The sequence below is a fragment of the Nonomuraea sp. NPDC048916 genome, from assembly GCF_040649575.1.
GTDB lineage: Bacteria > Actinomycetota > Actinomycetes > Streptosporangiales > Streptosporangiaceae > Nonomuraea.
This window is the reverse complement of the sequence record NZ_JBEZFS010000003.1, coordinates 90,401-112,437: the sequence shown is the minus strand read 5'-3', so window position 1 is coordinate 112,437 and position 22,037 is coordinate 90,401. Positions and strand designations below refer to the sequence as shown.

At 69.8% G+C, this 22,037-nt stretch carries 18 protein-coding genes, 1 tRNA gene and 3 pseudogenes; 4 read left to right on the top strand and 18 right to left on the bottom strand.

Annotated elements, in window-relative coordinates; translation table 11 throughout:
- Window positions 1-147 precede the first annotated feature (147 nt).
- Window positions 148-1,518 carry a cystathionine beta-synthase gene (locus AB0C16_RS03500; protein ID WP_357678425.1) on the bottom strand — a complete coding sequence of 457 codons (1,371 nt, stop codon included), beginning with the start codon at window positions 1,516-1,518 and terminating at the stop codon, window positions 148-150.
- A gap of 127 nt (window positions 1,519-1,645) precedes the next feature.
- Between AB0C16_RS03500 and AB0C16_RS03495 the strand changes: the two genes are divergently transcribed.
- The 3 genes from AB0C16_RS03495 to AB0C16_RS03485 all read left to right on the top strand — a co-directional run bounded on the left by AB0C16_RS03495 (window position 1,646) and on the right by AB0C16_RS03485 (window position 5,367).
- Window positions 1,646-2,629: an SGNH/GDSL hydrolase family protein gene (locus tag AB0C16_RS03495; protein ID WP_357678424.1), complete on the top strand. Its 984-nt coding sequence runs from the start codon at window positions 1,646-1,648 to the stop codon at window positions 2,627-2,629.
- 59 nt (window positions 2,630-2,688) lie between these two features.
- Entirely contained in the window at window positions 2,689-4,032 is a 1,344-nt protein-coding gene (locus AB0C16_RS03490; RefSeq protein WP_357678422.1) for a PQQ-binding-like beta-propeller repeat protein, read from the top strand.
- Window positions 4,033-4,149: 117 nt separating this feature from the next.
- Complete coding sequence (locus AB0C16_RS03485) at window positions 4,150-5,367, top strand: acetyl-CoA C-acetyltransferase (protein WP_357678420.1); 1,218 nt, start codon at window positions 4,150-4,152, stop codon at window positions 5,365-5,367.
- Window positions 5,368-5,415: 48 nt separating this feature from the next.
- Here AB0C16_RS03485 and AB0C16_RS03480 read toward each other — a convergent pair whose 3' ends face one another.
- The 17 genes and pseudogenes from AB0C16_RS03480 to AB0C16_RS03400 form a co-directional block, all read right to left on the bottom strand.
- The gene (locus AB0C16_RS03480; protein WP_357678419.1) at window positions 5,416-5,826 is read right to left on the bottom strand and encodes a PPOX class F420-dependent oxidoreductase; all 411 of its coding nucleotides are present in this window, start codon (window positions 5,824-5,826) and stop codon (window positions 5,416-5,418) included.
- Window positions 5,827-5,880: 54 nt separating this feature from the next.
- On the bottom strand, window positions 5,881-6,114 hold the full coding sequence (locus tag AB0C16_RS03475) for a DUF4287 domain-containing protein (protein WP_357678417.1): 234 nt from the start codon (window positions 6,112-6,114) through the stop codon (window positions 5,881-5,883).
- A gap of 209 nt (window positions 6,115-6,323) precedes the next feature.
- The gene (locus AB0C16_RS03470) at window positions 6,324-7,118 is read right to left on the bottom strand and encodes a Bax inhibitor-1/YccA family protein (RefSeq protein WP_357678415.1); all 795 of its coding nucleotides are present in this window, start codon (window positions 7,116-7,118) and stop codon (window positions 6,324-6,326) included.
- Window positions 7,119-7,285: 167 nt separating this feature from the next.
- Window positions 7,286-7,358 (bottom strand) — tRNA-Leu (locus AB0C16_RS03465).
- Window positions 7,359-7,407: 49 nt separating this feature from the next.
- Window positions 7,408-7,932 (bottom strand): peptide deformylase, encoded by a 525-nt coding sequence (locus AB0C16_RS03460; protein ID WP_357678413.1) that lies wholly within the window; start codon window positions 7,930-7,932, stop codon window positions 7,408-7,410.
- Window positions 7,929-8,441: an ACT domain-containing protein gene (locus tag AB0C16_RS03455; RefSeq protein WP_357678411.1), complete on the bottom strand. Its 513-nt coding sequence runs from the start codon at window positions 8,439-8,441 to the stop codon at window positions 7,929-7,931. The genes AB0C16_RS03460 and AB0C16_RS03455 overlap by 4 nt, the downstream gene beginning before the upstream one ends.
- Before the next feature lie 83 nt (window positions 8,442-8,524).
- A pseudogene (locus AB0C16_RS03450) lies at window positions 8,525-9,842 on the bottom strand (NAD(P)/FAD-dependent oxidoreductase).
- Between the two features lie 93 nt (window positions 9,843-9,935).
- Complete coding sequence (locus tag AB0C16_RS03445; protein ID WP_357678410.1) at window positions 9,936-10,730, bottom strand: uracil-DNA glycosylase; 795 nt, start codon at window positions 10,728-10,730, stop codon at window positions 9,936-9,938.
- 272 nt (window positions 10,731-11,002) lie between these two features.
- A complete protein-coding gene (locus tag AB0C16_RS03440) occupies window positions 11,003-12,472 on the bottom strand; it encodes a hypothetical protein (protein WP_357678408.1) in 1,470 nt (489 codons plus the stop codon).
- 176 nt (window positions 12,473-12,648) lie between these two features.
- A pseudogene (locus AB0C16_RS03435) lies at window positions 12,649-13,592 on the bottom strand (Ppx/GppA phosphatase family protein).
- A complete protein-coding gene (locus tag AB0C16_RS03430) occupies window positions 13,583-14,089 on the bottom strand; it encodes a DUF501 domain-containing protein (protein ID WP_357678406.1) in 507 nt (168 codons plus the stop codon). The pseudogene AB0C16_RS03435 and the gene AB0C16_RS03430 overlap by 10 nt, the downstream one beginning before the upstream one ends.
- Window positions 14,079-14,498 (bottom strand): septum formation initiator family protein, encoded by a 420-nt coding sequence (locus tag AB0C16_RS03425; RefSeq protein WP_357678405.1) that lies wholly within the window; start codon window positions 14,496-14,498, stop codon window positions 14,079-14,081. The genes AB0C16_RS03430 and AB0C16_RS03425 overlap by 11 nt, the downstream gene beginning before the upstream one ends.
- Window positions 14,499-14,558: 60 nt before the next feature.
- Complete coding sequence (eno, locus tag AB0C16_RS03420; RefSeq protein WP_357678403.1) at window positions 14,559-15,836, bottom strand: phosphopyruvate hydratase; 1,278 nt, start codon at window positions 15,834-15,836, stop codon at window positions 14,559-14,561.
- Window positions 15,837-15,914: 78 nt separating this feature from the next.
- Window positions 15,915-16,850: a MazG family protein gene (locus AB0C16_RS03415; protein ID WP_357678401.1), complete on the bottom strand. Its 936-nt coding sequence runs from the start codon at window positions 16,848-16,850 to the stop codon at window positions 15,915-15,917.
- A 2-nt stretch (window positions 16,851-16,852) separates the two neighbouring features.
- Window positions 16,853-17,485 (bottom strand): annotated as a pseudogene (locus AB0C16_RS03410) (SurA N-terminal domain-containing protein); the annotation flags it as partial.
- Between the two features lie 25 nt (window positions 17,486-17,510).
- Entirely contained in the window at window positions 17,511-20,999 is a 3,489-nt protein-coding gene (mfd, locus tag AB0C16_RS03405) for a transcription-repair coupling factor (RefSeq protein WP_357678400.1), read from the bottom strand.
- Window positions 21,000-21,063: 64 nt separating this feature from the next.
- Window positions 21,064-21,267, bottom strand: a complete 204-nt coding sequence (locus tag AB0C16_RS03400; protein ID WP_357678398.1) for a hypothetical protein — start codon at window positions 21,265-21,267, stop codon at window positions 21,064-21,066.
- Window positions 21,268-21,288: 21 nt separating this feature from the next.
- Between AB0C16_RS03400 and AB0C16_RS03395 the strand changes: the two genes are divergently transcribed.
- The gene (locus AB0C16_RS03395) at window positions 21,289-22,005 is read left to right on the top strand and encodes a class I SAM-dependent methyltransferase (protein WP_357678396.1); all 717 of its coding nucleotides are present in this window, start codon (window positions 21,289-21,291) and stop codon (window positions 22,003-22,005) included.
- The last annotated feature ends 32 nt before the right edge of the window (window positions 22,006-22,037 follow it).

The window sequence follows — 22,037 nt, the reverse complement described above, 5'->3', positions numbered from 1 at the left end:
CGCGGGTGCCGGGCGCGGAGGCCCGGCACCACGATCCGTCTCGTCCTAGAGATCCGTGTCTGGATCCGATTCCTGGATCCGATTCCTAGTGGTTGGCCAGAGAGGCGATCCGTGTCCTAGTGGTTGGCCAGGAAGGCGATCCGTGTCCTAGTGGTTGGCCAGGAAGGCGAGCAGGTCCTGTCGGGTGATCAGCCCGACGGGCTTGCCCTCTTCCAGCACCACCGCGGCGTCGGCCTTCTCCAGGGCCTCGACCGCGCGGGCCACGGGCTCGCCGCCGCCGATGGTGGGCAGCGGTGACGACATGTGCTCGCTGATCGGGTCGTCGGACGACAGCTTGCCGCGGTAGAGCGCCTCCAGCAGGTCGCGCTCGACGATCGAGCCGACCACCTCGGCCGCCATGACCGGCGGCTCCTCCTTCATCACCGGGAGCTGCGAGACCGAGTATTCGCGCATGATGGAGATGGCCGTGCCGACCGTCTCGTAAGGGTGCGCGTGCACGAACTCCGGCAGCCCGGGCCCCTTGCGGGCCAGCACGTCGCCCACCAGGCCCTCGTCGGACGAGGTGGTCAGGAAGCCGTAGTCGGCCATCCAGTCGTCGTTGAAGATCTTGGACAGGTAGCCCCGGCCGCCGTCGGGCAGCAGCACGACCACCACGTCGTCGGGCCCGGCCTCGGCCGCCACCTGGAGCGCGGCCACCACGGCCATCCCGCACGAGCCGCCGACCAGCAGCCCCTCCTCGCGGGCCAGGCGGCGGGTCATGTTGAAGGAGTCCTTGTCGGAGACCGCGATGATCCGGTCGCAGATCTCCGTGTCGTAGGTGGCCGGCCAGATGTCCTCGCCGACCCCCTCGACCAGGTAGGGCCGGCCGGAGCCGCCGGAGTAGACGGACCCTTCGGGGTCGGCGCCGATGATCTTGACCCGGCCGCCGGAGACCTCCTTGAGGTAGCGGCCGGTGCCGCTGATCGTGCCTCCGGTGCCGATGCCCGCGACGAAGTGGGTGATCCGGCCCTCGGTCTGCTCCCACAGCTCGGGGCCGGTCGAGTGGTAGTGGGAGTCGGGGTTGTTGACGTTGGAATACTGGTCGGGCTTCCAGGCGTTGGGCGTCTCCCGGGCCAGCCGGTCGGAGACCGAGTAGTAGGACTCGGGGTGGTCGGGCGCGACCGCGGTCGGGCAGACCACGACATCGGCGCCATAGGCCCGCAGCACTGCGATCTTGTCCTGGGCCACCTTGTCGGGCACCACGAACAGGCACCGGTAGCCCTTCTGCTGGGCCACGATGGCCAGGCCCACGCCGGTGTTGCCGGACGTCGGCTCGACGATGACGCCGCCCGGGCGCAGCTCGCCGGACGCCTCCGCCGCCTCGATCATGCGGACGGCGATGCGGTCCTTCACCGAACCGCCTGGGTTGAAGTACTCGACCTTGGCGAGCACCTGGGCAGGCAGGCCGGAAGTGACCTTGTGCAGCCGGACGAGGGGTGTGTCACCCATCAGGTCGACCAGGGAATCATAAACGCGCACCGAGGTGTTCACCTTCTTTGCCGAAGCTTGATCAGCTTGCTCGATGCCGAGGTCGCGTATGGGTGGCGGGCTCTCGGCTAGTTTCAAGCAAACGCTACCGTCGAGTTCCGATGAGGAGGTCACCCACGTGGTCTGGTCGGCGGGGGTGGCGCGAGCCGCCCGCAGGATCGCGACAGCGGCCGCGCTGGGGGGCGGGGGCCTGACGGCCCTGGGAGCCACGGCCTACGGCCTGCTGATCGCCGAGAGCATGCTGGCCCGCAAGGTGATCGGGCGCCCCCACGGACTCGAAGGACCGGCATCCGACGGCATCTACGGAGAGTTCTCCGGATTTCCGCTCAACATGGTCATGCTGGGTGATTCGACCTCGGTGGGCCTGGGCGTGAGCGAGCCGGGCAAGACCCCCGCCGTGCTGATCGCCAACGGCCTGGCCGCCGTGGCCGAGCGGCCGGTGCGGCTCAGCGTGCTCGGCAAGTCGGGCACCCCGTCCGCGGAGCTCGGCGAGCAGGTCGACAAGGCCGTGAGGCTCCAACCCGAGGTGGCCGTGATCTTCGTTGGCGCCAACGACGTGGTCACGCAGACCCCGCCCGCGACGGCCGTGCGACACCTCACCAAGGCGGTGCGGCGGCTGCGCGAGGCCGGTGCGGAGGTGGTCGTGGGCACCTGTCCCGACCTCGGCACGGTGCGGCCCATCGCCCAGCCGCTGCGCTGGGTGACCAGGCGCTGGAGCCGGCAGCTGGCGGCCGCGCAGACCGTCGCGGTGGTGGACGCGGGCGGGCGCACGGTGGCGTTCGCCGACGTCTTGGGTCCCGAATTCGCAACAAATCCGGGCGAGATGTTCGGACCGGATCGTTTCCATCCATCTGACCGAGGTTACGCACAGGCCGCTTACGCGGTGCTACCTTCTGTATGCGCTGCGTTGGGATTGTGGCCTGAGCCGCGACCCGGGCGTGGCGAAGGACTGCAACCGATTTACCTAGCGGCGGCCACTGCCGCGGAGGAGTCCGGCACCGAGGTGTCCCCGACCCGGGTCGCAGGACGGGCGACAGGTCCCCACGGCAGATGGGCGACGTTGTTCCGCAGGCGAGACGGAGAGATGCTCAACGACGCCTGATTCCGGTCGCCCTCCGCGCCAGAGCCGTCACTCTTCGTCTCCTTTGGAGTGGATTGATCGTGCTCCGGCCCCTCGCGAAACCCGCCCTGGCCCTCGCCGGGATCCTGGTCCTGGCAGGCTGCTCCGACAGCGACGCCGCCACGGCCGCCTTCCCGACATGGCACAACACCCAGGTCAACGCCGTCAGCCGGATGACCACCGCAAGCGGGGTCGTCACGGCCACGTCCATGAAACCCGACGGGGCTCTGGAGACCGTCGCGCTCGACCTCGCCGGCGGCAAGACGCTCTGGGCCCACCCCGCCACGATGGCGGGCCGGCTGCCGGGCATGGGGGTCTCGGCTCCGGCCATCGTGCCCACCGGCAAGGACCAGGCCGTCGTCGTCGCGCTCGACCCGGCCAAGACGAGCCACTGGAACGCCACGCTCATCGCCCGCGACGCCCGCACCGGCCGGCAGAAGTGGACCAGGCCCGTCCACTCCACCTTCGGCCCCCAGCGCTGCGGCCCGTACATCTGCCTGCCGGAGCAGACCGCGCTGTCGTCGGCGCGCGTGGTCGTGCTCGATCCGGCCACAGGCGAGCTGAAGTGGAAGCTGCCCGGCATCGCCGAGGTCGAGTGGTCCGACTCCGAGCGGGTGCTGCTGCTCCGGCTCTCGTCCAACCCCATGATCGAGTCGTACGAGCTCAAGACCGGCAAGCTGCAGTGGCAGCAGCCGATCGAGCAGGCGCTCGGGCCCGGCATCGACCTGTCCGGCGGGTGGGCCTTCGGCGCGACCGGCGACGACCTCGTCGGCTACGTCGCCCCCTACACGAACCCGCGGACGAAGAAGGCCTCGGCGTTCGGCCTCTTCTCCATCAAGATCGCTGATGGCACGGTCAACTGGATGCGCCCCTCGGTCGTGCGCGTCTATCCCAGCGGCAGCCCGGGCCTCGCCCCGGTGGTCCGCCCGGTCGACCAGCACGGCGCCTACGGCGGGTTCGCCCGGCTCGACTCCGACACCGGACGCGTGGTCGGCCAGATCACCGCCTCGGAGGTGCCCGGCTCGGGCTGGTGGCTGGCCTTCCCCGACCGCATGGAGAAGCTGGGTTTCCTGAAGCACGACACCGAGGGCACGACCTTCGACCTCACCACGGGCCGGCAGGTCCCGATCGAGGAGGAGCGCGGCTGGTCCTTCTGCGTCACCGACCCCAAGCCCCTCCCGCTGCGCGGCCAGGCTCCCGGCTTCTACTCGGTCGCGGCCGTCTGCGACTATGACCTCGCGACCGGCAAGCGCGTCACGAGCTCCTCGGCCCCACCCTCCTGGTACACAGGCAGTCAGGACGGCTGGCGTCTGTGGCGCGACGAGAAGGGCGCGATGCACGCTCTCAACGACAGCACCGCCACGGCACCGGGTATGTACGGCTAGAAGCCCCGATCTCACACGTTCGTGCAATCGAGCGGAAATTACCGGGAGGGGGGCGACGAGCATGCCGACAATACTGAAATATAGTTCTAGAAGAGTGCTGACAAAGGAGGGGCCAACATGCCCGAGGCAGTCATCGTCGCAACCGCACGCTCCCCCATCGGCCGTGCGTTCAAGGGGTCACTGAAGGACATCCGTCCCGACAACCTGACCGTGCAGATGATCAGGGCCGCGCTGGACAAGGTGCCCCAGCTCGATCCCACGACGATCGACGACATCATGCTGGGATGCGGTCTGCCCGGCGGCGAGCAGGGGTTCAACATGGGCCGCGTGGTGTCGGTGATGCTGGGCCTGGACAACGTGCCGGGCACCACGATCACCCGCTACTGTTCCTCCTCGCTGCAGACCACGAGGATGGCGTTCCACGCGATCAAGGCCGGCGAGGGCGACGTCTTCGTCTCGGCCGGGGTCGAAGTGGTGTCACGTTTCGTCAAGGGCAACTCCGACTCGCTGCCCGACACGCAGAACCCTCTCTTCGGCGACGCCGTGGCCAGGAGCAAGTCGTTCGGCGAGGGCGGCCACACCTGGCACGACCCGCGCGACGACGGCTCGCTGCCCGACATCTACATCGCCATGGGCCAGACCGCCGAGAACCTCGCCCAGCTCAAGGGCATCAGCCGCAAGGAGCAGGACGAGTTCGGCGTACGCTCCCAGAACCTCGCCGAGAAGGCGCTGGCCGACGGCTTCTGGCAGAAGGACATCACCCCGGCCACGCTGCCCGACGGCACCGTGGTCAGCAAGGACGACGGGCCACGCGCCGGCACCACCTACGAGGCCGTGTCGTCGCTCAAGCCGGTCTTCCGGCCCGACGGCACGGTCACGGCGGGCAACTGCTGCCCGCTGAACGACGGCGCGGCTGCGGTCATCGTGATGAGCGACGTGAAGGCGGCCGAGCTCGGCATCACGCCGCTGGCCCGCATCGTCTCCACCGGGGTCACCGGCCTGTCGCCCGAGATCATGGGCCTCGGCCCGGTCGAGGCGTCGAAGCAGGCGCTCGCCCGCGCCGGGATGGCGATCGAGGACATCGACCTGGTCGAGATCAACGAGGCGTTCGCGGCCCAGGTCATCCCGTCCTACCGGGAGCTGGGCATCGACCTCGACCGCCTCAACGTCAACGGCGGCGCGATCGCGGTGGGCCACCCGTTCGGCATGACCGGGGCTCGCATCACCTCCACGCTGATCAACAGCCTCCAGCACCACGACAAGTCCATCGGGCTGGAGACGATGTGCGTCGGCGGCGGCCAGGGCATGGCCATGATCCTCGAGCGGCTGAGCTAGCAGCCGACGTCGCCCCGGCCCCTTCGGGTGGCCGGGGCGACCTGCCGCCTAGCCCTGGAAGTCGGGGCCCGCGTGAGTGAGCGTGACCCGGAGGATGACGCGGCGCTCGCGGATCATCGCGGCGCGGTAGTCGTCCCAGTCGGGGTGCTCGCCCGCCATGTCGCGGTAGTAGGTGACCAGATGGTCCATGGCCTCCGGCAGCGAGACGACCTCGGCCCGCCCGTCGACCTGGACCCACTCGCCGAAGAACGCGTCCGTGAAGACGCAGATCGACACATGGGGATCACGGCGGACATTCCGTGTCTTGACCGCCGTCTCCCTGGTGCTGATGACCACATGGCCGCCCGCGTCGACGCCGACCGTCACCGGTGACAGCTGTGGGCGGCCGTCGCGATGCCGGGTCTGCAGCACGGCGCGATGGTTGCGCCGGAGGAACTCTCGTGCCCTGTCTTGATCCATCCCCCCATGATGACGCGCCCGTACCGAGGGCACGGGCGCGAGTCGGGGAGGCCTCTAAATGAAGCCCATGCGATTACGGCGGTGCCGCTCGTGTTCGTGGACGATCGCGGCGGCGTAGCCGTGGGTCAGCCCGTGCTCGTCGGCGAGCCAGTTGGCCCGCTCGTCACACCTGAGGAACGACGGACCGTTGTCGATGGCTTGGAACCACTCGGGGAGCTGGCGTCCCGTTATCGTCGGGACCCTTGCGATGAGCTTCGTCTGCGTCTCCGGTGAGTGGTTCAAGGACATGGGCACCTCCACGGATTAAGGTCCTTTGCTCGACACTGCAACACCGCCACCGGAAAGGCAACCCCCAAGTCGGCACCAATTCGTTACATGAGGTTCATGTCCGGCCGGACAACAGAGCCTCGCGGCCGAGCCTCGCAACCGAAACTCGCAGCGGAGCCGCACAGCAGAAGGGCCCCACCGGATCGGCGGGGCCCTCGTCGCTCTCAAACTCAGTCGTTACCGCTGAAGTAGCTGATGAAGCGGAGCACCTCAAGGTAGATCCAGACCAGGCTCAGCGTCAGGCCGAACGCGCACTGCCAGGCGAACTTCTCGGGAGCGCCCTGCTTGATGCCCTGCTCGACGGCGTCGAAGTCGAGCAGCAGGAAGAAACAGCCGATCAGGATCATCGCGATGCTGAAGATCCACCCGAGCGGGGAGTCGGTGCGGATGCCGATGCCGCCGTCGTGGAACAAGCCGACGAGCAGGTTGACCAGCATCAGGCCGAGCGCCGCGATGGCCGCCGCGATGACGAACTTGGTGACCTTCGGCGTGACGCGCACGATGCGCAGGGCGTAGACGGCCAGCACGCTGCCGAAGGCGAATGCCGTGCCGAGGACCGCCTGGAGCACGATGTTGTTGTCGAAGACCGACTGGAAGAGGCTGCTGAGCGCGCCCAGGAACACGCCCTGGAACGCGGCGTAGGCCAGGATGAGGGCCGGGCTGGTGCTCTGCTTGAACGAGGCGACCAGCCCCAGCACCAACGCGACGATGGCCGAGCCGACGGCGACGCCCATCGGGACCTCGAAGTACCACGCCAGCGCGGCGGCCACGACGAGCGTGCCCAGGGTCATGAACCCGCGGACCACGACGTCGTCGATCGTCATCGTGCGGTAGGCGGGTTGGGTCGGGGGTGCGTACGACGGGGAGTCGTACATGTGCTGCAACTGGTCGGGGGTCGGGGCGGGTGGCGCCCATGCCCCGGCCTGCTGCCGGGACCTGTTGAAAACGGGGTTTCTGCTCTCCATCGCTGCCTCCTGCGCCGAGCCTACGAGACCCGGCGTCACCTAGGTCGACTCGCGCTCAGATCTATGTGGTTTCGAGACTTCAGCAGCGAGAGAACGAACGTGTCGCTGGTGAAGTTCCCCCGTCGCCGAGGGTGGTTGAAAGATCGGTTTCCCATGGTAGAGGCCGGTGCCCCCGGCGGGATTCGAACCCGCACGTCAACCCTTTTAAGGGGTTTGCCTCTGCCATTGGGCTACGGGGGCGCCGCAATCATACGAAAGGGAACATGCTCCCGAGGAGCACAACTTCGCATCAGCTGTCACAACTGTGTAGTTTGCGGTGAAGTGCCAAGGCACCAGGGACTCTGTCAAGGAAGAGTAAACCGTCTAGATGGTCCAGTTGGTGCTGAATGCACCGAGCTTCGAAGGAATCGGCTTCAATGGTGACCGGATCACCCGTTCCCGGTAGCCGTCCGTGCACGGTGATGCGGGTCGCGCGGCGTACGTCCGCGGTGAGACCGGTGACGGAGGCGCAGCCCTCGCGCCCGCCGCACCAGGTCGAGGCCTGTGCGAGGAGCGGGTTGACCACGACCAGCTCGCCCGCCCACGAACGGCTGCGCGGATGGCGGCCCGCGTCGAAGGCGATCAGCCGCCAGCTCAGCCCGATCTGGGGCGCGGCCAGGCCGGTCAGGCTCGGCTCGACGCGCAGGGTGGCGAGCAGGTCGGCCGCGGCGGCGACCACGTTCGGGTCGGTGGGATCCACCTGCTCGGCGGAGGTGGACAGGAGCGGATGCGGGGCGCCGAGCACGTGACGGGCCCGTCCGGCGGGCCCGTTCACAGCAGGTCGGGTTCGACGGGGCGGAAGGTTATCTCGGAGTCGAGCCCCGAGCCCACGGCGGCCAGGTCGCACATGAGCGCGGCCACGTCGACCTGCTCGGGGATGTCGACGTCGGCGATGAGCACGTAGAGGCGTCCGGTGAGCCGGGTGCTCATGCCGGTGATGTTGCCGCCGACCGAGGCCAGCGCGCCGCTGACGGCGGAGATGATGCCCGGCCGGTCGGGGCCGTGGAGGGTCAGGACGTAGCCGAGGCCGCCGGCCCTGCAGCCGAAGTGGCGGCGGGCCTCGACGGCCGAGGCGGTCACCACCAGGTCGAGGGTGCAGAGCTGCTTGGCGAGCTGCTCCGGGCTGAGGTCGCCGGAGACCAGCAGCATCATCGCCACGTGGCCGCCGAGCAGCGTCATCGTCGAGTCCTGAATGTTCGCTCCGCAGTCTGCGAGCGAGCCGGTGACCGCGGCGATGACGCCGGGCCGGTCGACGCCGAGCACGGTCACCGCAGAGAGACCCACCCGAGGATCCCCTCTCGTCCGAAGATCTCACGGGCGCCGAGAACGCCCCGGCGTGAGGACACCGGGGCGCTGCCGTACCGGGGCTAGCGATGAGTCGTCGCCACGGCTGCCCTGAACCCGTCGCGCGGGTGTTCCATCTCACCCAGTGAGATGGTCTCCCGCTTGAAGAAGAGCGCGAGGGTCCAGTCGACGACGACTCTGACCTTGCGGTTCAGCGTCGGCACCCGCGACAGATGGTAGGTCCGGTGCATGAACCACGCAGGGAATCCACGAAGCTTGACCCCGTAGACGTTCGCGACGCCTTGGTGCAGGCCGAGACCGGCAACCGACCCGACATACTTATGGCGGTAATCAGCCAGTTGCCTCCCCCCGCAGCCGGCGGACGATGTTGTCGGCGAGCACCTTGGCCTGCCGCACCGCGTGCTGGGCGTTCGGAGCGCAGTACTGGCCCGGGTTCGTGACGTCGGGCACACCGGCCGCGTCGCCGGCGGCGAAGGCGTCGGAGGTGCCCGCGACGGTCAGCATGGTGGTCGTCTTGACCCGGCCGCGCTCGTCGAGCGGCAGGTCACTGGCCTGCACCACCGTGCTCGGCTTGACCCCCGCGGTCCACACGAGGGTGTCCGCGTCGAACGCCGAGCCGTCGGAGAGCACCACGTGGCCGTCGACGCACGACTCCAGGCGCGTGTCGAGCTTGACGTCGATCCCACGCTCGCGAAGCTGCTCCAGCGTCCACTTGCCCATCTCGGGGCCGACCTCGGGCAGCACCCGCCGCGTGGCCTCGACGAGCACCCAGCGGATGTCGGACGGCTTGATGTTGCGGTAGTAACGCGTCGAGTGCCTGGCCATGTCCTCCAGCTCGGCCAGCACCTCGACGCCCGCGAAGCCCGCGCCGACCACGACGAACGTGAGCGCCCGGCGGCGCACCTCGGGATCGTCGGTGGACTCGGCCACGTCGAGCAGGTGCAGGACCCGGTTGCGCAGCGCGATGGCCTCACCCACGGTCTTGAGGCCGATGCCGATGTCGGTGAGGCCGGGGATCGGCAGAGTGCGCGAGATCGAGCCGGCCGCCATCACGATGAGGTCGTAGCCGATCTGCCGGGGCTCGCCCTCGGCGGGCTGGAAGGTGACGCTGCGCCCGGCGTGGTCGACCCTGGTGACGGTGCCGTTCAGGATCCGCACCTTGGGCAGCACCCGCCGCAGCGGCGCGACCACGTGCCGGGGTGAGAGGTTGCCGGCCGCCGCCTCCGGCAGGAACGGCTGGTAGGTCATGTAGGACTGGGGGTCGATGATGGTGATGCTCACCTCACCGCCGCGCAGCTCACGGTGGAGTCTGCGCTGCAGTCTCAGCGCGGTGTACAGGCCGACGTAACCGCCGCCGACGATCAAGATGTGCTTGTTCATCCTGAGGCCCATCCTCGTGGAATGCTTGTGAAAGCTTTCACAAGCCTACGTCATGCACCCTCCCGATTACCAATCCGTGACCCATGACGCGCGTCACAGCGCCAGCGCGGCGGCTCTGGTGAAGATGTCGTCGAGCATTCGCGCGGTCACCCTGCCGGTGAACGTGTTCTGCTGGCTGGGGTGATAACAGCCGATCAGCGTCACCGCCGCCTCGCCGTGCGTCGCCTCGACCTCCACGCCGTGCCCGAACCTCGGCCTGCTGGGCGGCAGCCCGTAGCCCGCCTCCTTCAGCGCCGGCCACATGGCCTGCCAGGCGAACCCGCCGAGCGCGACGATCACCCGCACGCTCGGCGCGACCGTGGCCAACTCCCGCGCCATCCAGGGAAGGCAGGTGTTCCTCTCGTCCGGCGTGGGCTTGTTGGCGGGCGGCGCGCACCGCACGGACGCCAGCATCCGGGTGCCGATGAGCTTCTGCCCGTCGCCCGCGTGCTCGCTGGTCTCCTGTACGGCCAGGCCGCAGCGGTGCAGTGAGGCGAACAGCCAGTCGCCGCTGCGGTCACCGGTGAAGATCCGCCCGGTCCTGTTGCCCCCGTGGGCGGCCGGCGCGAGGCCGACGATCAGGATGCGCGGGTGGTCGTCGCCCCAGCCCGCGACCGGCCGGCCCCAGTAGGTCTCGTCCGCGAACGCCCATCGCTTCACCCGGGCGGTCTCCTCACGCCACTCCACCAGGCGGGCACAGGCGCGGCAGACGGACACCCGGGCGGTGAGCTCCGCGAGGGTGGGGCTGGTGGTGGCGAGACGGCGGACGTCGGCGGCGTCGTGGGCGACCGGGGTGTCAGCGGTCGCGGAATCGTCCGGCCACCCGGTGCCAGGAGGTACGAAGCTCATGACACCGATGGTGCCCGATCAACCGGACTTCTTCGGACCGGGTGCGGCCCCGGACGGTCGGCCAGGTCTTCGCTCAGGCCACCGCTCAGGGTCTTCGCGACGGCGTGCCGTGGCCGGAGGCGGCGCGGGCGGTCGCAGGCGGTCGCGGGCAGTCGCGGGCGGTCGCAGGCGGTCGCAGGCGGTCACGGGCACTCGCAGGAACGCAGGAAAAGAAAAACCGGGTGGCGCCGCAGGGGCGCCACCCGGTCAGGTCAACCGGTCGGAGAGACCGATCAGGCGGACGGCGTGGAGGCCGACGCCGGGGCGGATGCCGGAGGGCACGTCGCCGTGAACTGCGCAACGCCCGAAGACGCCGCGTTGGGGGTGATGACGACGAGCTCGATCGAGCCCGAGGTCACGGAGGCACCGTGGGTGCCGCCCACGCCCCACTGCACGTCGAGGCTGCCGTTGACCTGGCGCTCGAGCGTGTTGTGGTCGCGCTGGCCGTTGATCACCCAGTAGTACTTGACGGTGGTCGGGCCGGTGCTGGTGAGGGTCGCCTTGAAGTCGACGCCGGGCCCCCTCTTGTCAGCGCACATCTCGTTGCGCTGACCCGTCACCGAGACCGCCGAGACCGACACCGTCGGCTGCGGGGCCTGGCAGGCGGCGTAGGACTGCGTGATCGAGTCGCTGTTGCGCGGCCCGAAGACCGTCAGCGTGATCTTGCCGCCCTTGGTCGCGGCGCCGGTCAGGACCTTCTCCGGCAGCGTGACGGTGCGCTTGCCACCGTGGTTGAACACGGTGTCGCCCTTGAGGACGGTCTGGCCGTTCAGCGACCACACCCACTCGACGCGGCCGGGGCCGGTCGACCGGATGACGGCGTGGGCGCCGACCTTGCAGCCGTCGTTGTTGGTCGCGGTGACCAGGTCGGTGGCGGCGACACGGGTGGCCGGAGCCTCGGTCTCGCACCAGACCTTGTAGTGGGCCTTGTTGGAGTAGGTGCGGTCAGGGCCGAGCACCTGGAGCACCGCGTAGCCGTGCTCGCTGCTGCGCGGGGAGATGCCGAAGCCGACCTTCTTGGAGTGCCACACCTTGGTCTTGCCGTAGTCGACGATCCTGCCGTTGAGGATCCACCGGTAGCGGACCCAGGACGGGTCGCTGACCTTGATCAGGCCGGTGAAGTGGATCTTGTCGCCAGGGGTGCAGGCGCCGACGTAGGAACTCGGGCTCGCCCACGCGCGGGCGGAGACCTTGGTGACTTCCTTCACCTCGACGACCTTGGCACAGGTGACCGAGAAGTAGCCCTTCTTGGAGGTCACCTTGCGCGGGCTGAGGACCTGTACGGCCTCCCAGCCCTTCTTGACGTCGTCCTTGAAGGTGGCCGACTGCTTGACCGTGACGGTCTTCGTGCCGTGGCCCTTGATCGGGACGGTCTTGACCTTGCCCTTGGACCCGTCACCATGGAGCCAGCGGTAGGCCAGCGTGGTCTTGCCGGTGGCCTTGACCTTGATCTTGGCCGAGACGTTGACCTTGACGGGACAGGCTCCCTCGTAGTCGCGCGTCGCGGCCTTCGGCGTGGAGACCGAGACCTTCGGCTGCGGCTTCTTCGAGGTGGCCTGGGCGGCGGCCGTGGTGGCCGTGCCCGCCGAGGCCGAGGTGGCGGCCTGTGCGGGAGCGGCTGCCAGCGCCGCTACCATGCCGGCCAGCAGGGCGGTGGAGGCGCCGAACGCCACCGCCTTGCGTGCTAAGGGAGAGGACATCATGTGGAGAGTGCTCCATTCCGTGAGGGAAAAGATGCGCTCGGGAACGGTCGCCACGCCGACATCATCCGTGTCCGGCAATATGGCAAAGCCCCCGTAATGCTCCCTCACCTAAGCACAAAAGTGATCGTGTACTCAACTAGTGACACACACCCGAAATGCCCCGATTTGACTGCATTTCAGGTGATAGACCAGGCAATTCCATCCAGAATGTCGTGTTCGCTCACCACGACCTGGGTAAACCCGAAACGCCTCACAATTCGATCAAGAATTAGCGCACCAGCCCCGATGACGTCCACCCGCCCCGGATGCATCACGGGTAGGCGGGCTCGTTCGCCGTGGGTCATCGCCAGCAGCCGCCGCGTGACGTCGTGCACCTGGCTCGCGGCGATGCGTGAGTGGTGGATCCGCTCCGGATCGTAGGCGGGCAGGTCGAGCGCGATGCCCGCGACCGTGGTCACCGAGCCGGCCAGCCCCACCAGCGTGTGCGCCCTCTGCACCGGCACCGCGGCGGCCACCCGGTCGAGCGCCGCCTCGATGTCGGCCACCACGGCCTCGAGCGCGGTCGCCGACGGCGGGTCGCCCGCGTCGCGCAGGTGCCGCTCGGTCAGCCGCACGCACCCGATGTCGACCGAGATCGCGCCCTCGACGTGCTGCGAGCCGACCACGAACTCGGTCGAGCCGCCGCCGATGTCCACCACCAGGTAGGGCGGCAGCGGGCCCTGGGGCACCCCGGTCTCGGGCGACAGCCTGACCAGCCCCCTGGTCGCGCCCGTGAACGAGAGCTCGGCCTCGTCCGCGCCGGTGACCACCTCGGCTCGACCCCGAAGATCTCGCGCACCCCGTCGACGAACTCCTGCCGGTTGGCCGCGTCGCGGGTCGCGCTGGTCGCCACGACCCGGGTGCGCCTCGCGCCGTGCTGGTCGATGAGCTTGCGGTAGCCCCGCATCGCGGCGAACGTGCGTTGCAGCGCCTCGGGCGCCAACCGGCCGGTCTCGTCGACCCCCTGGCCCAGCCGGACGATCTCCATCAGCCGCTCGATCTCGACGAGCGTGTCGTCGGAGACATCGGCGATCAGCAGGCGCACCGAGTTGGTGCCGCAGTCGACGGCGGCTACACGCATGGTCCGCCACTCCACCAGTCGGGGAGGGCGTCGAGCGCCTCCCTGCCGAAGGGGTTGGCACCGGGCACCGCCAGCTCGTGCGCGACGAGCGCGTGCAGGCACTTGACCCGCAGCGGCATCCCCCCGGTGCTCTGCATGTCGCGCGGCAACGGCTCCACGCCCTCGTCCTCGGCCACCTTGTCGCGCCTGGCGACGTAGTCGTCGTGGGCCGCCTGGTAGGCGGACGCCAGCTCGGGATCGGTGGCCAGCCTGGCCTGCATCTCGCGCATCAGGCCGGACCCCTCCAGGGTGCCGATCGCGGCGGCCGCCCTGGGACACGTCAGGTAGTAGAGGGTGGGGAACGGCGACCCGTCGGGCAACCGCGGCGAGGTCTCCACCACGTCGGGATTGCCGCACGGACACCGGTGGGCGACCCCGCGCAGCCCCCGGGGCGGACGCCCGAGCTGCCGCCGCACCGCTTCGACGTCGCTCTCGCTCGGGGTCTCGCTACTGTTCAACGTTCGCCTTCTCTCCCGTGCCCGCCCGGCGGCCGGTGCCCGCGTCGGCGGCCTCGACGGACTCCCACAGCGTTTGGTACCACGGTGGCGGCGGGGCGGCCTGCTTCGCGGCCGTCTGCCTCTTACCAGGCTCGGCCTCCATCACCACGAAGCACTTCTCGCCCGGGCCGCAGTAGTGGAGCCGCTCCTTGGCGGTGCGCTTGATCCAGTTGGGGTCGCGGATCTGCCGCGCCTGCGCCTCGAGCGCCCGCCGGTCGGCCTCGACCCGCTCCTTCTCCGCCTGCAGCTCCGCGATGCCGCGCCGCTGGGCGATGTATTCGCGCACGGGGTAGGCCAGGCTCATCGCGATCGCGCACACCACGACCGCGAGGATGGCGGCCCGCCCGGTCAGCTGCGGCCTCTTCGCCAATGCTGCACCCCCCTTGGTAGCGGGCCCGCGACGGAGCCCCGCCGCGAGCCGTACCCGAAACTAGCGCCGGAACCGCGGGAAGGCCGCGCGACCCGCGTAGCGTGCGGCCTCGTCGAGGGTCTCCTCGATGCGCAGCAGCTGGTTGTACTTGGCCACCCGGTCGGAGCGGGCGGGCGCGCCGGTCTTGATCTGGCCGCAGTTGACGGCCACGGCCAGGTCGGCGATCGTCGTGTCCTCGGTCTCGCCCGAGCGGTGGCTCATCATGCAGCGGTAGCCGCTGCGGTGGGCCAGGTCGACGGCGTCGAGCGTCTCGGTCAGGGTGCCGATCTGGTTGACCTTGACCAGCAGCGCGTTGGCGGTGTCGTGCTCGATGCCGCGGGCCAGCCGCTCGGGGTTGGTCACGAACAGGTCGTCGCCGACGAGCTGCACCCGGTCGCCGAGCGCCTCGGTGATGGCCTTCCAGCCCGCCCAGTCCTCCTCGTCGAGAGGGTCCTCGATGGAGACGAGCGGGTAGGTGTCGACCAGGTCGGCGTAGAAGGCGATGAGCTCCTCGGCCGACAGGCCCTTGCCGTCGATCGTGTAGACGCCGTCCTTGTGGAACTCAGAGGCGGCCACGTCGAGGGCCAGCGCCACGTCCTGGCCCGGCGTGTAGCCGGCCCGCTCGATCGCGACCAGGATCAGGTCGAGCGCGTCGCGGTTGGACGGCAGGTTGGGCGCGAAACCGCCCTCGTCGCCCAGCCCGGTCGCGTAGCCCTTCTCCTTCAGCACTCCCTTGAGCGCGTGGTAGACCTCGGTGCCCATGCGCACGGCCTCGCGGAACGTCTCCGCCCCGATCGGCGCGATCATGAACTCCTGGATGTCCACGTTGGTGTCGGCGTGGGCGCCGCCGTTGAGGATGTTCATCATCGGCACGGGCAGCAGGTGGGCGTTGGGGCCGCCGAGGTAGCGGAAGAGCGGCAGGTCGGCGCTGTCGGCGGCGGCCTTGGCGACGGCCAGCGAGACGCCCAGGATGGCGTTGGCGCCCAGCCGCGACTTGTTGGGCGTCGCGTCAAGATCGATCATGATCTGGTCGACGATGCGCTGGTCCTCGGCCTCGACGCCGTGGACCTCGTCGAAGATCTCGTCGGTGACGGCCAGCACGGCCTGCTCGACACCCTTGCCGGCGTAGCGCTCGCCGCCGTCACGCAGCTCGACGGCCTCGAACCGGCCGGTCGACGCGCCGCTGGGAACCGCCGCGCGGCCACTGCTGCCGTCGTCGAGCACCACCTCGACCTCGACCGTGGGGTTGCCCCGGGAGTCGAGGATCTCGCGAGCGTAAACGACCTCGATGGTAGCCACGGGATGCGCTCCTAAATCGAAAGGTAATATGCGTTCAGAGCCTATCGGTACGGTCCCGCCTCGTCGGCGCGCCCGCCCTCAGGACTCGCGGGACTCCCAGGCGTGCACCCGGTCACGGTAGGAGCGGGCGGCGGCGCGCAGCGCGGCCTCGGCGTCGACGCCCGCCTCCTGGGCTCGGCGTACCAGCTCGAACAGCTCGCGGCCGACCCCCTGGCCGACCGCCGAGGCCAGGCTCTCGGGCACGCCGGCGCGTTCGGCCCGGCGGACGAGCTGGGCGGCCAGCGACAGGGCCGGCTGGCCGAGCGGCACGCCGTCGAGCAGCGAGGTCTCCTCGCCCTTCGCGGCCCGCTCGGCGGCCTTGATGGCCTCCCAGTTGTCGTTGACCTCTTCGGCGCTGTCGGCCCGCACCGAGCCGAACACGTGGGGGTGGCGCCGCACCAGCTTGTCGACGATCCCGGCGGCCACGTCGTCCATGTCGAAGTCGGCGGCCACCCGCGCGTGGAACACCACCTGCAGCAGCAGGTCGCCCAGCTCCTCCCGGAGCGCCGGATAGTCGCCCTGCTCGATCGTCTCCAGCACCTCGTACGCCTCTTCGAGGAGGTACGGCACCAGCGTCTCGTGGGTCTGCTTGCGATCCCACGGGCACTCCGCGCGCAGCCGGTCCATCACCGCGACCAGGTCGAGCACCCGCGCGCCCGGCAGGTCGTAGGAGCCCGGCACCACCTCGATCACCGGAGGTTCGTCCAGCGCGATCGCGGCGTGCCCGATGTCGCGCATGAACCGCTCGTCGTCGCCAGCCAGCCACACGACGGTCTCGGTGACCGCCTCGCCCGCCAGCCGGTGGGGGTCGGGCGTGACCACCGTCACCTCGACTCCCGCCTCGGCCAGGTAGGGCAGCTGCGGATGGTCCTCCGAGGCGGTCAGCACGCGGCCCGACCGCAGCGCCTGCCAGGCCTGGTGACTCAGCAGGCCCGGCGGGATCCGCGGCGAGGTGGTGACGACGATCAGCGGCACGGCTAGCCCTGCGGCTGCTGCTGGGCGGGCTCGGCCGCCTTGCCGAAGCGTCCCGCGTCGGCGAACAGCGCTTGGTTCTCCGCCGTCCGCTGCTGGTTGACCACCCCGTAGCGCGGGCTGAAGGTGATCGAGATCGCCGCGGCCTCCTTCTGCAGCCGCTCGTTGCCGCGCTGCTGGGCCGCCTCGTCGGTGCCGCCGCCGTACTGCTGGAGCAGCTTCTGGATGCCGATCGAGACGCGCATGTAGTCGCGCCCCCGGCTCGGCGCCATGCCGCGGGAGATCATGTTCTGGTCCAGGGTGCCCCCCTGCTGCTGGGCGGCGGCGATGGCCTGGTCGATCTCGCCCTCGCTGACCTCCACGCCGGCCCCGCGCACGAGCTGCTCGGCCTGCTTGATGTTGGCCAGCTGGTAGAGCACGACCTCGGGCACCGTGCCCGGGAGCTGTATCTGATCGGCTGAGACGCCGGCCTTGCGCAGCGCGGCCTCGTATTCCTGGACGTTTCTGTTCAGCTCACTCGCCGGGATGCGTTCGCTCCCGACGACGGCCGCCGCGCCCGCCTCCATGGGGGAGGAACAGGCGGTCAGCACGACACCCAGTGCGGCAGCGGCCACAACCACTCGAATCGACTTCACATGCGTCCCTTTCCGACAAAAACCGCCGCTAGCTTACCCGTGCTGGTTCCAGGAACATCGCCTTCACCAGCTCGCCGCACCATGTGAGCAACTCGAGGTCGCGGAGCGGCTGGCCGCCCAGCGGCTTGGTCTTGGGCACCGGCACGAGCAGGGTCTCGGCGGCCTGCTTGTAGATGGCCTTCTTGTAGAGGCGGTCGAGGCGTACCTGCTGCGACTCCTTCAGCCTGACCGGGCCGAACTTGATGTTCTGGCCCTGCAGGGTGACGTCGGTGAGCCCGGCCCTGCGGGCCTCGATGCGGAACCCGGCCACCTCCAGGAGGTTCTCCACCTCCATGGGCGGCTTGCCGTAGCGGTCGGTCAGCTCGTCGCGCACCTCGTCGATGTGGACGCGGGCCGAGATGCCGGCGATCCGTTTGTACGCCTCCAGCCGCAGCCGCTCGGAGGTGACGTAGTCGTGCGGGATGTGCGCGTTGATCGGCAGCTCGACCTTGACATCGTGGTGCTCCTCGGGCGCCTCCTGGCCGGACAGCTTGGCCTTCTGCTCCTGCACGGCCTCGGCCATGAGCCGGACGTAGAGGTCGAAGCCGACGCCCGCGATGAAGCCCGACTGCTCGGCGCCCAGCACGTTGCCGGCGCCGCGGATCTCCAGGTCCTTCATCGCGACGTACATGCCCGCGCCCATCTCGGTGTGCTGGGCGATCGTCGCCAGCCGCTCGTGCGCGGTCTCGGTGAGCGGCTTCTCCGGCGGATAGAGGAAGTAGGCGTAGCCCCGCTCCCTGCCGCGCCCGACCCGGCCCCTGAGCTGGTGGAGCTGGGACAGGCCGTAGTTGTCGGCCCGGTCGACGATCAGCGTGTTGGCGTTGGGCACGTCGAGCCCCGACTCCACGATGGTGGTGCAGACCAGCAGGTCGTATTCGCGCTCCCAGAAGCCGACCATGATCTTCTCGAGCTGCTGTTCGTTCATCTGCCCGTGGGCCACCGCGATGCGCGCCTCGGGCACCAGCTCCCGCATCCGCGCGGCGACGCGGTTGATCGAGGCGACCCGGTTGTGCACGAAGAAGATCTGGCCGTCGCGCATCAGCTCGCGCCGGATCGCGGCCCCGATCTGCTTCTCGTCGTACGGCCCCACGAACGTGAGGATCGGATGGCGCTCCTCCGGCGGCGTGAGGATGGTCGACATCTCCCGGATGCCGGTGAGCCCCATCTCCAGCGTGCGCGGGATCGGCGTGGCCGACATGGCCAGCACGTCGACCTGGGTGCGCAGGTGCTTCATGGCCTCCTTGTGCTCGACGCCGAACCGCTGCTCCTCGTCGATGACGATCAGGCCCAGGTCCTTGAACCGCACCTCGGGGCCGAGCAGCCGGTGGGTGCCGATGACCACGTCCACGGCGCCCGCGCGAAGCCCTTCGAGCGTGCCCTTGACCTCAGCGTCGCTCTGGAAGCGCGAGACCGGCTTGAGCGTGACCGGGAAGCTGGAGAAGCGCTCGGTGAACGTCGACATGTGCTGCTGCACCAGCAGCGTGGTCGGCACCAGCACGGCCACCTGCTTGCCGTCCTGGACGGCCTTGAAGGCCGCCCGCACGGCGATCTCGGTCTTGCCGTAGCCGACGTCGCCGCAGATCAGACGGTCCATCGGGATCCCGCGCTCCATGTCGCGCTTGACCTCGTCGATGGCCTCCAGCTGGTCGCCGGTCTCGGCGTAGGGGAAGGCGTCCTCCATCTCGCGCTGCCACGGCGAGTCGGCGCCGAAGGCGTGGCCGGGCGAGGCCATGCGGGCGGAGTAGAGGCGGATGAGCTCGCCCGCGATCTCCTTGACCGCCTTCTTCGCCCGGGACTTGGCCTTGGCCCAGTCGGCGCCGCCCATCCGGTTGAGCGTGGGAGCCTCGCCGCCGACGTAGCGGGTGACCTCGTCGAGCTGGTCGGTGGGCACGTACAGGCGATCGCCCTTGGCGTACTCGATGACCAGGTATTCGCGCGTGGCGCCCTGGACCGTGCGCTGGACCATCTCGACGTAGCGGCCGACGCCGTGCTGCTCGTGCACCACGTGGTCGCCGACCTTGAGCTGCAGCGGGTCGACCATGTTGCGGCGGCGGGAGGGCAGGCGGCGCATGTCCTTCGTGGACGCCTTCTGGCCCACGAGGTCGAGATGGGTGAGCACGGCCAGGCCGGGGGTGATGAAGCCGTGCTCGATCAGCCCGGTGGTGACGTGGACGACCTGGGCCTCGGGCGCCTCATCCAGATATTTCTCAAGACGGGCGGGAACGTCCACGCTCTTGAGGACCTCCACCATGCGCTCGGCCGGGCCATGCCCCTCGCTCAGCAGCACGACGGCCTTGCCCTCGGCGAGCCAGCTCTTGACGTCGCCGAGCGCCCTCCTGGTGTCTCCCCGGTAGGCCTCGGAGTCGTGGGCGTCGAGCTCGACCCCGGTGCCGAACGGCGCCATCGTCCACCACGGCTGCCCCAGCACGCCGGCGTGGTCGCGGATCTCGTCGAGACCGCGGAAGGCCGCCGCGCCGAGGTCGATCGGCGCCTCGCCGCCGGCCGCCGCGTTGATCCACGACGCCTCCAGGAACTCCTGCGAGGTGCGCACCAGCTCCTCGGCCCGGCCCCTGATCCGCTCGGGATCGCACACGAACACCGCGGCCCTGGCGGGCAGGTGGTCGAGCAGCAGGTCCATCTCGCCGGCCAGCACGGGCGCGAACGCCTCCATGCCCTCGACCGGTGCGCCCTCGGCCAGCTGGTCGAGCACCTCGGCCAGCGCCGGGTATCGCTCGGCCAGCTCGCGCGCCGCCGCCCGCACCTCGGGAGTCAGCAGCAGCTCGCGGCAGGGCGGCGCGAACAGCCCTTCCTCGGCCGCCTCCAGCGAACGCTGGTCGGCCACCTTGAACCAGCGGATCTCCTCGACGGTGTCGCCCCAGAACTCCAGCCGCAGCGGGTGCTCCTCGGTGGGCGGGAAGACGTCGAGCAGCCCGCCGCGCACCGCGACCTCGCCGCGCTTCTCCACCATGTCGACCCGGTGATAGCCGTTGCCCACGAGAGCGTCGACCACCGCGTCGAGGTCGGCGTCGTCGCCCGCCCTCAGGCGAATCGGCTCCAGGTCGCCCAGGCCCTTGACGATCGGCTGCAGCAGCGCGCGCACCGGGGCCACGACGACGCTGAGCGGCCCGGCCGCCGTGTCGCCCTTGACCGGGTGGGCGAGCCTGCGCAGCACGGCCAGCCGCTGGCCCACCGTGTCGCTGCGCGGCGAGAGCCGTTCGTGCGGCAGCGTCTCCCAGGCCGGGAAGACCGCCACGGAGCTGGGCTCGATGAGGCTGGTCAGGGCGGAGGCCAGATCTTCGGCCTCACGGCCCGTCGCGGTCACCGCGAGCACGGTGCGCTGGTCGTGCCCGGTCAGCGCGGCCACGCCGAACGGGCGCAGCGCGGAGGGCGCCACCAGCGAGACGTCGCCGCCCTCTTCGAGAGCGGCGGTCAGCTTCGGGTCGGCGGCAACAAGGTCAAGCAGCCCGGAAAGACTCATCAGATACGCCCACAGCCCCACGACGGCAACACGATTACCCCCGGCCGGGAAGGTCGCGGGGGTGTCAGTTCTCCAGAGTACTGGCCGTCTCGCCCCGCACGACCGCGTACCCCGCCACAGAAGGCCATCGAACCGTCAGGGCCGCCGGCTCCTCCTCGGCACGCCAGGAGTGGTCGACGCCCCGCCCCCACGCCACGTAGTCGCCGCGCCGCGCCGCCAGCACGGCCCGCCCGGGCGACAGCAGGGGAAATCCCTCACTAATCGCCATAGCTCGACTACTGTAAGTGACATGTCTGAAGTGCGGTCGGTCGCGCCGGGAGGCGACCTTTTCGATCAGCGGATCCGCGAGCAGTGGGCCGGGCAGCTCGGCAGGCGGCTCGACCTGTTGATCGCCGGATGCGCGCACGACGAGCCGCTGGTCCTCGACCGGATCGAGACCCGGCTGACCGGGGTCGACGAGGACCTGCCGGCGATCAGGAGCGTGGTCGAGGAGCGAGCCGACCTGATCACGTGGTCGCTCGGCGACCTGCGCTCCGCCCCGGTGCCGCCGAGGTCGGTGGACGTGATCCAGCTGTCGTTCCTGCTCGAGCGCATCCAGCACGCGGAGCTGGTCTTCGACCGGCTGCTGCAGGCGTTGCGCCCCGGCGGGCTGGTGCTGCTGCGGATGCGCGACCGCAGATCGGCCTACGGCCTGTGCGACCGCCTCACGCCGGGGTGGCTGCGGCGGGTGCTCTGGCGCCACCTGGTGACCGGCGGCACGCCCGGCCCGCTGCCCGCGGTGTATGAGCCGCTGACCTCGCACGACGGGATCCACGCCTTCTGCCTGAGCCGCGGACTGCTGATCACCGACGACGAGACGAGGACCAGCGGCCCCGCGCTGGGCCGGCTCGGCCGCACGGCCGTCGCGCTGGCCGACCGGCTGAGCCGCGGCCGTTACCCTTCGTCACACGACGAGATCACCATGGTCATCAGGAAGCCGCAGAACCACTTCGCCCGCCTCATCTAGTGACACACTATGACGGTCACTGAACCGGAACA